The 13,588-nt window shown below is 62.8% G+C and carries 10 protein-coding genes; 8 read left to right on the forward strand and 2 right to left on the reverse strand.

Annotated features, from left to right (window positions below):
* Positions 1 to 447 precede the first annotated feature (447 nt).
* The 3 genes from HBO11_RS05450 to HBO11_RS05460 are packed head-to-tail and all read left to right on the forward strand — an operon-like array spanning position 448 to position 4,523.
* Positions 448 to 1,857: an NAD(P)/FAD-dependent oxidoreductase gene (locus HBO11_RS05450; protein WP_169952969.1), complete on the forward strand. Its 1,410-nt coding sequence runs from the start codon at positions 448 to 450 to the stop codon at positions 1,855 to 1,857.
* Positions 1,844 to 3,082 carry an FAD-dependent oxidoreductase gene (locus tag HBO11_RS05455; protein ID WP_169952971.1) on the forward strand — a complete coding sequence of 413 codons (1,239 nt, stop codon included), beginning with the start codon at positions 1,844 to 1,846 and terminating at the stop codon, positions 3,080 to 3,082. The genes HBO11_RS05450 and HBO11_RS05455 overlap by 14 nt, the downstream gene beginning before the upstream one ends.
* Before the next feature lie 25 nt (positions 3,083 to 3,107).
* Positions 3,108 to 4,523 carry a glycerol kinase gene (locus tag HBO11_RS05460; RefSeq protein ID WP_169952974.1) on the forward strand — a complete coding sequence of 472 codons (1,416 nt, stop codon included), beginning with the start codon at positions 3,108 to 3,110 and terminating at the stop codon, positions 4,521 to 4,523.
* Between the two features lie 4 nt (positions 4,524 to 4,527).
* Here the strand turns inward: HBO11_RS05460 and HBO11_RS05465 are convergent, their stop codons facing one another.
* Positions 4,528 to 5,307 (reverse strand): DeoR/GlpR family DNA-binding transcription regulator, encoded by a 780-nt coding sequence (locus HBO11_RS05465; protein WP_169952976.1) that lies wholly within the window; start codon positions 5,305 to 5,307, stop codon positions 4,528 to 4,530.
* A gap of 387 nt (positions 5,308 to 5,694) precedes the next feature.
* Here HBO11_RS05465 and eutH point away from each other — a divergent pair, with 387 nt between their 5' ends.
* From eutH to HBO11_RS05490, 5 genes are all read left to right on the forward strand, one after another.
* Positions 5,695 to 6,939 (forward strand): ethanolamine utilization protein EutH, encoded by a 1,245-nt coding sequence (eutH, locus tag HBO11_RS05470; protein WP_169952978.1) that lies wholly within the window; start codon positions 5,695 to 5,697, stop codon positions 6,937 to 6,939.
* Between the two features lie 57 nt (positions 6,940 to 6,996).
* The gene (locus HBO11_RS05475) at positions 6,997 to 7,353 is read left to right on the forward strand and encodes a DUF1937 family protein (protein ID WP_169952980.1); all 357 of its coding nucleotides are present in this window, start codon (positions 6,997 to 6,999) and stop codon (positions 7,351 to 7,353) included.
* A gap of 916 nt (positions 7,354 to 8,269) precedes the next feature.
* On the forward strand, positions 8,270 to 8,776 hold the full coding sequence (locus HBO11_RS05480) for a sigma-70 family RNA polymerase sigma factor (RefSeq protein WP_169952982.1): 507 nt from the start codon (positions 8,270 to 8,272) through the stop codon (positions 8,774 to 8,776).
* Positions 8,773 to 9,738, forward strand: a complete 966-nt coding sequence (locus HBO11_RS05485) for a FecR domain-containing protein (RefSeq protein ID WP_169952983.1) — start codon at positions 8,773 to 8,775, stop codon at positions 9,736 to 9,738. The genes HBO11_RS05480 and HBO11_RS05485 overlap by 4 nt, the downstream gene beginning before the upstream one ends.
* A gap of 96 nt (positions 9,739 to 9,834) precedes the next feature.
* Positions 9,835 to 12,672: a TonB-dependent receptor gene (locus HBO11_RS05490; protein ID WP_169952985.1), complete on the forward strand. Its 2,838-nt coding sequence runs from the start codon at positions 9,835 to 9,837 to the stop codon at positions 12,670 to 12,672.
* Positions 12,673 to 12,682: 10 nt separating this feature from the next.
* Here HBO11_RS05490 and HBO11_RS05495 read toward each other — a convergent pair whose 3' ends face one another.
* On the reverse strand, positions 12,683 to 13,492 hold the full coding sequence (locus HBO11_RS05495; RefSeq protein WP_169952987.1) for a helix-turn-helix domain-containing protein: 810 nt from the start codon (positions 13,490 to 13,492) through the stop codon (positions 12,683 to 12,685).
* Positions 13,493 to 13,588 lie beyond the last annotated feature (96 nt).

A 13,588-nucleotide genomic window follows, 5' to 3' on the forward strand; every position in this document is an offset into this window, starting at 1 on the left:
GTCGGCGAATTTAATGTGGATAATTTTGCGTATCGGTCAATATTTGTTGGTTTTTTTGACTGAGTATCGCGCTCTGAGCGCGATATGGCCGTGGAATAGCGGTCGGGGTCATGCCTAAAAAGTGTTGAAAAGTAACTTCGCTCTAAGTGGTTGTGTATTTATGTAGCGCTTTTCGCGTATTGAGCGAATCGACAGTAACGTCTTTTTGACAGAATCAGCTCTGTGTGCACCGAACCGGTCAGCCTTTTCCACGTTGTGTTTAAAGCCCGGGTACCCATAAACATTAGGCGCTGGCATGGCGGCGGCTGCATGCCTTGGCGCGCAGTCCTTGGGCAGTGAGGGAACCGTGATGGCCAATCGGTCATTCCAACCCCGTTTCGGTCAGTGGCATATGCCCTGCACCCACTCACGGCAACCTCTGCGCTTACTTCACCCATAGGCTTGATAATGACGAAACCCTTCCCGAACCAGAGCGGCATCTACGACGTCATCGTTGTCGGCGGTGGCGTTGTGGGATGCGCGATGGTCCGGCGCTTTACCCTGGAGGGCGCGCGGGTGCTGTTGCTGGAAAAAAGCCCGGACATCCTCTCTGGTGCGAGCAAAGGCAACAGCGCGATCCTGCACACCGGCTTCGATGCGCCAACCGGCAGCCTGGAGCTGCAATGCATGCAGGACGGCTACCAGGAATACCTGGACATCCACCAGAACATGTCGCTGCCGCTGCTCAAGACCGGCGCGCTGGTGGTGGCCTGGAACGAGGATGACCTGGACAAGCTGCACGGCATCGTCGAACAGGCACACGCCAATGGGATTGCCGATGTCAGCCTGATCGGCCGCGAGCGGGTGCGCAGCCTTGAACCGCACCTGGCCCAAAGCGCCCTGGGGGCGGTCCAGGTGCCTGGTGAATTTCTTATCGATCCGTGGTCGGCGCCGCTTGGGTATCTACTCCAGGCCATGACGCATGGGGCACAGGTGCGCTTCAATACCGAGGTCAACGGCGGTTATTTCGATGGCGAACTGTGGGCCCTGGAGACCACCAACGGGTTTATCCGGGGACGCACGATCATCAACTGCGCCGGCTTGTTCGGCGATGTACTGGAGCAACAGTTGCTGGGTGCGTCGAGCTTCTCCATCCACCCGCGCAAAGGCCAGTTCGTGGTGTTCGACAAGGCGGCCGCGCGCTACCTGGGCAACATCATCCTGCCGGTGCCCAACGAGCGTACCAAGGGCATCGTCCTGACCCGCACCGTCTACGGCAATTTGTTGGTGGGGCCTACCGCCGAAGAACAGGAAGACCGCCTGCACGCAGGCCTGGACAGCGACGTGCTGCGCCAGTTGGTGGACGCGGCCGTCGAGCGGATTCCTGCGCTCGACGGTATGCCGGTCACCGCCACCTATGCCGCGCTGCGCCCGGCCACGGAAAAGAAAGAGTATCGGGTGCAGCGGGTCGAAGGTAAGAACTGGATCAGCGTCGGCGGCATCCGCTCCACCGGCCTGACGGCGGCGCTGGGCATTGCCCGGCACGTGTTCAGCCTGTATCAGCGCGAGCACACGCCAGTCCCCGCCTCAATCCTGCAATGGCCGGTGCTGCCCAATCTCGCCGAACATTTGCCCCGCGATTACCACCGGCCGGGCTACGGCGAAATCGTCTGCCACTGTGAAATGGTGACCCAGCGGGAAATCCAGAATGCCTTGGCCAGCGCGCTGCCGCCCGGTGACCTGGGCGGCCTGAAACGCCGCACGCGGGCCTGCATGGGGCGCTGCCAGGGCTTTTATTGTGGGGCGCGGGTGGCCGAGCTGAGCGCTGGCCACCTGGCCATTCCCCTTGCCACAGGTGTTTGTCATGAAGCCCATTGAAGTCGAAAACATTGATGTCGCGATTATCGGTGGCGGGCCGTCGGGGCTGTCGGCGGCGATGACCCTGCGCAAGCTGGGCGTTGGCACGGTGGTGGTGTTTGAGCGTGAGCCCGAGGCGGGTGGTATCCCACGTCATTGTGGGCACCCGCCCTTTGGTTTGCGCGAATACGGCCGCGTCTATACAGGGCCTGGCTATGCGCGCAAAAACGTCGCGCAGGCGTTGAAGGCCGGGGTGCAGATTCGCGTCAAGCACTCGGTGACGCAGATGGGCCTGGGCGGGCGGCTGGAACTGGTGAGCCCGGAGGGCGCCAGGGTGATCCAGGCGCGACGCGTGCTGATTGCCACCGGGGCCCGGGAAACACCACGCTCGGCGCGCCTGCTGGGCGGCGATCGCCCGCTGGGGGTGATCAATACCGGCGCGTTCCAGTCCTACCTGTACCTGGAGCATCTCAAGCCCTTTGAGCGTCCGCTGATCGTCGGCACCGAGCTGGTCAGCCTGTCGGCGGTCATGAGTTGCCGGCGTGCCGGAATCCAACCGGTGGCGATGATCGAGGCCAACCTGCGGGCCACGGCGCGCTGGCCGCTGTCGCTGTTTCCGCGGTTGTGCGGGGTGCCGATGCATTTCGGTGCACAACTTCTGGCAATCCACGGCACCGGGCGGGTAGAGGGCGCAACGGTGCGCCTGGCCGATGGGCAGACCCAGACCTTCGATTGTGACGGCGTGCTGCTTACCGGCCAGTTCACTCCCGAGTCGAGCCTGGTGCGCCTGAGCGAGCTGCGGCTGGACCCGAAAAGCGGCGGCCCGCATGTCGATCAATACGGGCGCTGTTCCGATCCGGCCTACTTTGCCGCGGGGAATCTGCTGCGCCCCGTCGAGACGGCAGGTTGGTCGTTTCGCGAAGGCCATAAGATCGCTACGATGATCGCCCGCGATCTGCAGGGGCAACTGCCGCCTGCTGCGCCGAGCATCGAGATCGCCTGCAAGGGCGCCTTGAAGCTCTGCGTGCCGCAACGCCTGAGCCCGTCCACAGTGGCCGGTATGCAGCACCTGCAACTGCGGGTCAACCGTGGGGTGAAAGGGCGCCTGGTGGTACGGGCCGATGGCCAGGAAATCTGGGCCCGCGCCGGCAGTTCGCTGCCCGAGCGGCGGATATTGATACCCATCGCCAGCCTCAAGCTGCCCCAGGGCGTACAGCAACTCGAAGTCGACTTTGTCGGCCAATAACAAGACCTGCCGAGGAGTCTTAAACATGCGGATTGCCGCGCTCGATCAAGGCACCACCAGCACCCGCGTGTTGGTGGTGAGTGACAATGGGTCAGCTGATATCCAGCTCTCGTTGCGCCATCAGCAACACCATCCCCATCCTGGTTGGGTGGAGCACGATCCACTGGAGCTGCTCAGTAACCTGCAGCGTTGCCTGGAGGCCACCGGCCAGGTGGACGCCATCGGCCTTGCCAACCAGGGCGAGAGTTGCCTGGCGTGGGACGCCCAGACCGGCGAGCCGTTATCCCCGGTGATCGTCTGGCAAGACAATCGCACCTGGGCCGAAATCGCCCAGTTGCGCGGCGACGGCGGCGAGGCCCTGACCCTGGAGCGTGCGGGTTTGCCCCTGGACCCGTATTTCTCGGCGAGCAAGCTGGCCTGGATCGTGCGCAACCTGCCAGCCGCGCAGAGCGCATTGCGCGCCGGGCGGCTGCGCCTGGGCACCACCGATGCGTACTTTCTCGACCGCCTGACCGGGGTCTTCGCCACGGACGTCACCACCGCTTCGCGCACCTCGCTGATGAACCTGGCGACCGGGCAGTGGGACAGCCAGCTCTGCGAGCTGTTTGGCGTGCCCATGGAAACCCTGCCGCAGATCCGCGACACCGTCGGGCACTTTGGCGAGATCGGCGCCACGCCGGTCACCGCCTCGATTGTCGACCAGCAAGCCTCGCTCTACGGCCATGGTTGCCGCAATGAGGGCGACGCCAAGATCACCTACGGGACCGGGGCGTTTGCCCTGACCGTGACCGGCGAGCAGATCATCCGCGCCCCGGAAAAGGGCCTGCTGGCGACCATCGCCTGGCAGATCGACGGCAAGCCCACTTACGCCATGGACGGTGGTGTCTACGATGCCAGCGCAGCCGTGGAATGGGCCGGGCGGCTTGGCTTGTTCAGCGATTTTTCGGAGCTGGCGGCATTCGACGAAGCACCGGCCATTGGCCGCCAACTGGCGTTTGTGCCGGCGTTGTCCGGCCTCGCTTGCCCGCACTGGGACCGCAGCGCGGCAGCCCTGTGGGTCGGCATGAATGGCAGCACCACGCGCCAGGATATGTGCCAGGCCGTGCTTGAGGGTGTGGCATTGCGCAGTGTGGAAGTGATCAGCGCAATGGACGGGTTTCTCAGCGTCACCGATCACCTGTCCATCGATGGCGGCCTGGCGCGCAGCCCCTATTTTGCGCAGTTTCTCGCCGATGCCTTGCAGCGCTGCATCGTCACCCAGCGCTTCGATGAGCTGACCGCATTCGGCTGCGCAGCGCTGGCAGCCAAAGGCCTCGGCGTGGCGCTCAAGCCGCCGCGCAATACCAGCACCAGCTATCACCCCAAAGTCAGTGCCGCCCAGGCCCAGCAGTGGCGGGCCACGTTCAGCGATGCGGTGACGCGCTGCCGCGACTGGCGCTGAGCGCTTACCACTCCGGCCGGGTCAGGGCAGGGGCTTCCAGGACTTCAACCTGGGCTTCGGCCAGGGCCTTGGCCAGTTCGCCCAAGGGTTTGCGGTCGATGATCAGGCGGTCGATGCGCTCCAGGGGGAATACCTGGAACAGCGCACGCTTGCCCATTTTCGAGGAGTCGGCAATCACCGTGAGGTAGCGCGTGCGGGCGATCATGGCGCGGGTGATCTCCGCTTCCTCGATGGAAAAGTCAAAGGCGCCGTCGGTGTTCAAGGCGCCAATGGTGACCACCGCATGCTCAGCGTTGAACCGGGCGATCTGCTCCATGGCCAGGGCGCCGATGTTCTGTTCCGATTCGGGGCGGTATTCGCCGCCGATCATGAACACGCGATTACCGCTGGCGCCAATGGCGGCGGCGATCAACAAGGAGTTGGTGATCACGGTGATGCGGTTGAGCCTTGCCAGTTCACGGGCAAAGAACAGGGTGGTGGTACCGGTATCGATCAGCAGGCTGTCGCCCGGCGCATAGAGCCCGGCGGCGAAGCGCGCCACTGCACGTTTCTCCTGGGAGAATTCATTCATCCGGGTCTGGAAGGCGTTCTCGTGCTCGCCGCTGGGCGGCAGCGAGGCGCCGCCATGGAACTTGGTGACCTGGCCATCTTCGGCCAGGGCCGTGAGGTCGCGGCGAATGGTCTCTTGCGAAGTGCCGAGGGTGCGCGCCAACTCGTCGACCGAGATGCGTTCACGCTGGCGTAGCAGTTCAAGGATATGTTGGCGTCTTTCATTGGGGCGCATGGGCAACCATCCTCTTGATGCTACGTGAATGCGCCACGGCGGCGCAGTGCTGTTACCGAGGCACTCAAATGATGCCCCGCCAGTAGGCGGCGGGGCGGGTGGGCGCCAGTGGGGGTGGTGTGAACTTGGTATTGGCGTTTGCCGTTCACGGCCGTAGAGTCCGCTGCCTTGAAAGGTGTGATCAGAGATTACGCAATAGAGTTGACCGATTCCAGTGTGTTTAACCCGCAAAACCACAAAAAACACACGATTGGCATGGGAAGTGGTTAGTAATAGGGTGTGAAAGCGCCACAAATGGGGCTGTAAAACGCGTTTGGCCAATGGAGCGACCGAACTGGGGCGTACTCCTACAACAACAATTGATTCAGTACAGATGGAGCGAAAGCAATGGCGGAATTCGGCAATTACGTTATTTACCTGATCATGATCGGCGCGGTGGTTGGCGCGTTTGCATCCGTGATCAAGCCGGACAGCGGCCTGGGCAAGGAGTTTGTCAACGGCATCCACTCCATTGGCCCGGTGTTCCTGGCGCAGGCGGGCATCATGGTGGCGATCCCGTACCTGTCCAAATTCATCGAGGTCGCACTGGGGCCGTACTTCGGCGCGATGGGTTCCGACGTGTCGATTGCGGCGCTGTCGATCATCGCCGTGGACATGGGCGGCTACCAGTTGGCCGATGCCCTGGCAGCGAACCGCGACATGTGGATCACCGCCATGATCGTTGGCTATACCTCCGGCGCGACCATCGTCTACCTGATCCCGGTCGGCCTGATGATGCTCGAACGCAAGGACCACAAGTACCTGGCGCTGGGGGCCATGGCCGGTTTGATCAGCATCCCGTTTGCGGTGCTTGCCTCGTTGATGATGATCACCGCCTTCAACCTGCCGGTGCGGGATATCGTTTCCACCACCTCGCCGGCCCTGCATTACCTGAGCCTGGGGTTTGTCGACTGCGTGCGCTTGCTCGCGCCATTGTTTGTGTTCTGCTTCCTGCTGGCCGCCGGCCTGCGCTACCGGGCGGCGTGGATGGTGGCCGGGTTCCTGGTGTTCGGTAAGTTGATGGATGCCTTTATCAAGATCGTCCTGGCGCTGGCCATCGTCGAGCACTTCACCGGGTTCTTCATGAAGAACTTCGGTGTGTGGGGCTTCGACCCGATGTTCGCCGACGAGAAGGAGCTGTTCCGTGCCATCGAGATTGCCGGCTACATCGGCATCATGCTCGCCGGTACGTTCCCGATCTGCTACCTGTTCAACCGCTACTGCAAGAAACCCATGGAAGTGCTGGGCAAGCACATCGGGTTGTCAGCCGATGGCGCAGCGGCGTTTGTCATGGTGTTTGCCAACATCATCGCGGTCTACCACCTGTTCAAGAAGATGAATGCCCGGGACAAGGTCTTGTGTGTGGCCCTGGGTGTCTGTGCGCAGGCCACCATTGGCGACCACCTGGCCTTTACCGCGAACTTCCAGCCGACGCTGATCATGCCGATCCTGCTGGCCAAGTTGTTTGGCGGCCTGCTCGCAGTGGCGATCGCGATCAAGATCTCGGTGCCCGCCGCCCAGCGTTACGAAGCGCAGGAACGCGAGCGCGAAGAGGCCGATGAGGCCGGCGTGCCGGCTGCGCAGGCGGTGTGACCCTGACTCTTTAATCCACGGCAAGGGCGCGCGCCCTTGCATTGCCTTGAGGTAACAATGAGAAAGATTTTTCTGGCCTGCCCCTACAGCCATGCCGATGCGTCAGTGACCCACGAGCGTTTTATCCAGTGCAACAAGGTGGCGGCCATCATCATCGAGTCGGGTCATGGGGTGTTCAGCCAGGTGTCCATGTCGCACCCGATCAACCTCGCGTTCGAAGGCAAGGACAGCGCCACCATCGGCAAGCTGTGGGCGCCGGTGGATGCGCTGTTCATGGACATGATGGAAGAACTGATCATCCTTGACCTGCCGGGCTGGGACCTGAGTTCCGGGATCAAGCGCGAGATCGAATTCTTCAAGAACCGTGGGCAGAAGGTCAGCTTGTGGTCCGAGGTCCGCGCCGAGTTCAACTAATTCCCCCGGCAACGCAAAACCCTTGTGGGAGCGGGCTTGCCCGCGATGACAGTGTGTCAGTCAAGTATTTCTAACCTGACCCACCGCCATCGCGGGCAAGCCCGTTCCTACATTTGATTTGCGATGTAGCGCAAATGTTGTACCCAGCCGAGATCCCCTGTGGGAGCGGGCTTGCCCGCGATAGCGGTGTGTCAGTCAAGTATTTCTAACCTGACCCACCGCCATCGCGGGCAAGCCCGCTCCTACATTTGATTTGCGATGTAGCGCAAATTTTATGCCCAGCCGACCGCCCCTGTTGGAGCGGGCTTGCCCGCGATAGCGGTGTGTCAGTCAAGTATTTCTAACCTGACCCACCGCCATCGCGGGCAAGCCCGCTCCTACATTTGATTTGCGATGTAGCGCAAATGTTGTGCCCAGCCGAGCCCCCCTGTGGGAGCGGGCTTGCCCGCGATAGCGGTGTGTCAGTCAAGTATTTCTAACCTGACCCACTGCCATCGCGGGCAAGCCCGCTCCTACATTTGATTTGCGATGTAGCGCAAATATTGTGCCCAGCCGAGCCCCCCTGTGGGAGCGGGCAAGCCCGCTCCTACATTTGATCTGCGATGTAGCGCAAATGTTGTGCCCAGCCGAGCCCCCCCCTGTGGGAGCGGGCTTGCCCGCGATGGCGGTGTGTCAGTCAAGTATTTCTAACCTGACCCACCGCCATCGCGGGCAAGCCCGCTCCTACATTTGATTTGCGATGTAGCGCAAATGTTGTGCCCAGCCGAGCCCCCCCTGTGGGAGCGGGCTTGCCCGCGATAGCGGTGGGTCAGGAATGGCCCCCACAGATAACAGTGTTAGCAGTCGAGACTGTACAAGCGTCAGGTCAGGATATTAAAATGAGAAGTATTATCATTAACTGCTCATTGGACCTGACATGTACGACGACAGTCTCGTCTCGCCCGTCGAACAACTCTACACCCGTCACCATCTCTGGCTGCGCGGCTGGTTGCGGCGTCGCCTGGGGCACAGCGCCGATGCCGAGGACCTGGCGCACGACACGTTCATTCGGGTGTTGCGCACGCAGCAGGACGTGCGGGAGCTGCGCCAGCCCATGGCATTTCTGGCCGCGATCGCCAATGGCTTGCTGATTAACCGCTGGCGGCGCCAGGCGATTGAGCGGGCTTACCTGGAGGCGCTCGCCGCCCGTCCGGAAGGTGAGGAGCCGTCGCCCGAAACCCGTTACTTGATGATCGAGACCTTGCTACAGCTGGACTCGCTGCTGGTGGGGCTGTCGATGCAGGTGCGCAAGATCTTCTTTTTGTCCCAGCTCGACGGCCTGACGTACCCGCAGATCGCCACGCAGTTGAACTTGAGCGTGGCCCAGGTGCAGCGGGCGATGGGCAAGGCTTTCAGTGTGTGCTACGCGAGCCGTTTCGAATGAATGGCAAGCCGGTTGCACCGAAAGTCCGCGAGACGGCCATCGACTGGATCGTCCGGTTGCAGTCCGGGATGATGAGCCCGGACGAGCAACAGGCGTTGCAGCATTGGCGCCAGGCAAGTGCCGAGCACGAATACGCTTGGCAACGCGTCGCCAGCTTGCCGCTGATGCTTCAGCCGGGGGCCAGCCTGTTGGCGGATGTCACCGCACGACGCGCGCTGGAGGCAGCCGGGGCTGATCCGGCGCGGCGCCGGCAGGTGCTCAAGTGCTTGCTGGGGTTGGGCTTGCTCGGTGGTTTGTCCTGGCAGGGCGCGGAATCGACCCTTCTGCGCGCAGCCTTTGCCACCTACCGCACGGCTACCGGCGAGCGCCGCCGCTGGACCCTGGCCGATGGCAGTTCTCTGTGGTTGAACACTGCCAGCGCTGTCAGCCTGGACTTTAGCGCGCAGCTGCGCCGCGTGCAGTTGATCGAGGGCGAGGTGGCGCTGGATGCGCGCGTTGAGTCGCGCCCACTGCAACTGCTCACAGCGGATGCGCTGCTGCGCAGCCACGATGCCAATCTGCTGGTGCGCCATGATCAGCAGGGCACGTGGATTACCGTATTGCGCGGGCTGGTGGAGGTGAGTTCGCCGCGCCACCCGGCACCGGTATCAGTAGCGGCAGGCTGGCAGACCCAGGTCGATCGCCAGGGTGTGGGTACGCCACGGCAAACCGATGGATTTCTGGCCCAGGCCTGGCTGCGCGGGATTCTGCCTGCCGAGCGCATGCGCCTGGATGTGCTGCTGGCCGAGTTGTCCCGTTACCGGCCGGGCGTCTTGCGATGCAGCGAGCAGGTCGCGGGGTTGCGCGTGACTGGCAGCTTCCAGCTCGACGACACCGATGCCGCGCTGGCGTTGGTGGCCCATGCACTGCCGGTGCGTATCGAGCGGCGTACCCGCTATTGGGTGACTGTGGTGCCGGCCTGAACATTTATTTACGTTCTCTGCGTAGTTTTCAAAACTCGCTTGGCCTAGAGGGATAACCCACCGAAACAGGTGGGCCTTCACCTCTAGGAGCCCTGCATGATTTCTCCCGCAAGTGTCTTGCGCACCCGCACATTGGGTCTGCTGTTACTCAGCCTGCAACCGCTGTACAGCACGGCAGTTTTCGCCCAGGCCGAGCGCCAACCCTACAGCATCGAAGCCGGCCCGCTGGACCAGGCACTCTCGCGTTTCGGCGTGCAGGCGGGTATCAGCATGGCGGGCAGTTCGACGCTGACGGCGGGCAAACGCAGCAACGGCCTGCACGGAGATTTCAGCACCGAGGCCGGCCTGGCGCAGTTGCTGGCAGGCACCGGCTTGAGTTTTCAGCGCCAGGCCGATGGCAGCTTCGAACTGCATCCAGCGACCAGTGCGTTGGTGCTGCCGTCGCAGAAAGTCACTGGCGATGACCTCGAGAAAAAAGCGGTGTACACCGCGCCACGTTCGTCGGTGTATATCTCCAACGAAGAAGTGCGCCGCTTTGGCGTGATCTCCGTCGGCGACCTGCTTAAGGGCCAACCGGGGGTGCAGGTGGGTGACAGCCGCAATGGCGGTGGCCTGGATGTGAATATCCGCGGGATCCAGGGGCAAAGCCGGGTGGCGGTCACGGTCGACGGTTCGCAACAGGCGCTGGATGTCTATCGCGGCTATGCGGGCACGCAACAGCGCAGCTACATCGACCCCGACCTGATCAGCGATGTCGCCATCGACAAAGGCCCCAGTCTGACGTCCAGCGCCATCGGCGGCACGGTGGCGATCCGCACCCTGGGGGTCGATGACATCCTGCGTGACGGCAAGAACGTGGGCCTGCGCCTGAAGGGCGATCTGTGGAACAACGGCGTCGAGCCGGCCTCGCGCAACGGCCATTCGACCACCGAGAACCTGTACTCCGAGCCGCACCAGAACCGTGGCGGCCTGTTCGGTTCCGACTCGGAATCGGGCAGCGCGGCGTTTGCCTATACCCACGATCTGTTCGATGTGGTGGCCGCCTACGCCCATCGCAACCAGGGCAACTACTTCTCCGGCAAGCACGGCCAGGACCGCTACCGCACCTTTGACCGCTATGGCCGCGAAAACATGACGGTGGCCACCACCTACAACGCCGGCGAAGAGGTGCTCAACTCCTCGGCAGAGACCGAGTCGATCCTGCTCAAGACCACCCTGCGCCCGGCCGACGACCACACTTTCGACTTCGGCTACAGTCGTTACGATGGACGCATAGGCGAGATTATGCCCTCGGACATCTTCCGTTTCGGCACCGGCGGTATCTACCAGTATCCGCGCGGCAGCACCAAGATCGACACCTACACCGCCCGTTATCACTACCTGCCCACGGGCAATATGCTGGTGGACCTGACGACCAGCCTGTGGATGACCGATGCCAAGACCAGCCAGTTGACCTCGGTGCTGGCGCCCAAATCCCAGGCCTATCGTTCGGACCGCAACTGGACGCGCCAGCACGACCGGCGCATCGGGGGCGAGCTGGCCAATACCTCGCGTTTTGACACGCACTATGGCGATTTCAAACTGGACCTGGGCGGCTCGTTCCAGCTCGAGGAGCTGCAGCCGCAAAAGAGCGTGGTCACCACACAGAACGATATCAACGCCAACCGCAGCCTGCGTGATGGTTCGCGCAAGGAGTTCAGCCTCAACGGCAAGCTGGAGTACAAGCCGGTTGACGAGCTGACGGTGTGGGGCGGCGGGCGCTATACCTACTACCGCACCAAGGATCATGTGCCGCACGCCACCGCCCAACGCGAGGAACGGGAGTTGCGCTACGTGAACGTGATCAAGCCGGGCAGCTACGGCAATATGCTGTGGTTCCCCGACGCCAACGGCCAATACACCGATGCCACCGACCCGCGCCTGAACAACGGGATTGTGTTCAGCGATACCAACAACCCGTTCGATGGCCCGCGCTACAACGACTACGGGGGCGTTGGCACACGGGTCTATCCGTCGCAGGTGGGCGAAGTGGTCACCGGCTACACCTATTCGGGCAAGCAGCGCGACAGCAAGGGCGCCTTTTCGCCGGCCATCGGCATCAACTACGAGATCGCGCCCGATACCTTCATCTACGCCTCGTACACCCAGGGCCTGCGCATGCCCTCGTTGTTCGAAACCAGCCAGGGCACCTTGCAGACCATGCCTGGCAAGGGCCTGAAACCGGAGCGTTCGAGCAACTGGGAAATCGGCGCAAGCACCCTGCAAAAAGGCCTGCTGGCGGACAACGACACGGCGGCGATCAAGCTGGCGTACTTCAACAACACCATCAAGAACTACGTGACCCGTTACTACGACCCAAGCCCCGGCCTGATGGGCCTGATGAACTTCAGCAATACCGACAGCTTCAAGACCAGCGGCCTGGAACTGCAATCGAAATACGATGCCGGCTGGGTCTTTGCCGACCTGTCGTCGACCTATTACCTCAAGACCGAAACCTGCGACTCGGCCTTCGCCGCGCGCCTGCGGGCCAGTTCCACTCGCTGGCAGAAGCTTGACAACACCCCCAACTGCACCCCAGGCAGCTTCATGGGCTCGTACACCAATACCCAGAACCCGCCGCGGGTCGCCGGCAACCTGACCACGGGCCTGCGCTTCTTTGACCAGGCCCTGACCGTGGGCGGGCGCCTGACCTACACCTCGGGCCCGACCGTCACCGCCGACAAATCCTGGCAGACCGGCGCCACCACGCCGCAACTGGTCTACCGCGAAGTGGCGCTGGTGGACCTGTTCCTTGACTACAAATGGCAAGACCACACCCAGTTCAACGTGTCGCTGGATAACCTGACCAATCGTTACTACCTGGACCCGCTGGCCCAGAGCTTCATGCCGGCACCGGGGCGTACGTTGCGCATGGGGGTGGTGACCAAGTTCTGATCAGCGGCGCCTAGCGGCTCAGGGAGTGTTCGTAGGCCGCGGTCATCACCTGCCAAGTGTGGGGATTGGCCGGGATCAGGTGCTCGATGCGCAATGAGGTGACGGTGATGTCCTGGGGCATGCCGAAGGTGGTGAAGGTGGACATGAAGTCCAGCTCGCCATGGCGCGAATTGACGCGGGTCAGCACCAGTGGCGGCAGTTCATTGGCCAGGGGGGTCGAGCCTTGCGGCACCGGCAGGCTTTCCAGCAGCGTGGCCAGGGTCGGGTTGCCCAATGCTTCACGGGCAGCCCGTTGCCAGGCGAGGTTGCGGATCTCGTCGGCATTGAGCAGGTAGTCGCCCAGGCCACCCGGTTGCAGCAGGGTGGTCAGCAGGTTCAGGCCTTGTGCCGCGTCTGGCGCCAAACCCACCAGGTCGAACAGCACCTGGGTGCTGGCGTTGGCGGCGAGCACTTGCCAGTGGCTCCCGAGCACGATGGCCGGCGCCGGGTTGTTGGCCTTCAGCACGTGGCTGATGGCATCCCGAATGGCATCCATTGCCGGCGCGGCGAGCGGCGTGGCTTCGTAGCGCGGGGCGTAGCCGGCTGCGAGGAACAGGCTGTTGCACTGCTCCAGGGGCACCTCGAGGGCGCTGAGCAGGTTATGCAAGGTGCCAGGGCTGGCCTTGGCGCGGCCGGTTTCGATGCAACTCAGGTGGCGCTGGGAAATACCGCTGATCAGCGCCAGCTGCAATTGGCTCAACTTCGCCTGGCGGCGCAACAGCCGCAGTTGCGTACCGGCGTCGGTCTCGGGGTTGGCGCGGGGGAATGGTGGGCGGTTCATGGATGGACTCTGGCAGGGCGGGGCGGGGGGCGTCCATGACCTCGCAGGTCATTGAGATGGCGGCGACGTTATCACTAATCTGCGGCTTGCCCAATC

The organism is Pseudomonas sp. WS 5010 (genome assembly GCF_012985565.1).
Taxonomy (GTDB): Bacteria; Pseudomonadota; Gammaproteobacteria; order Pseudomonadales; family Pseudomonadaceae; genus Aquipseudomonas.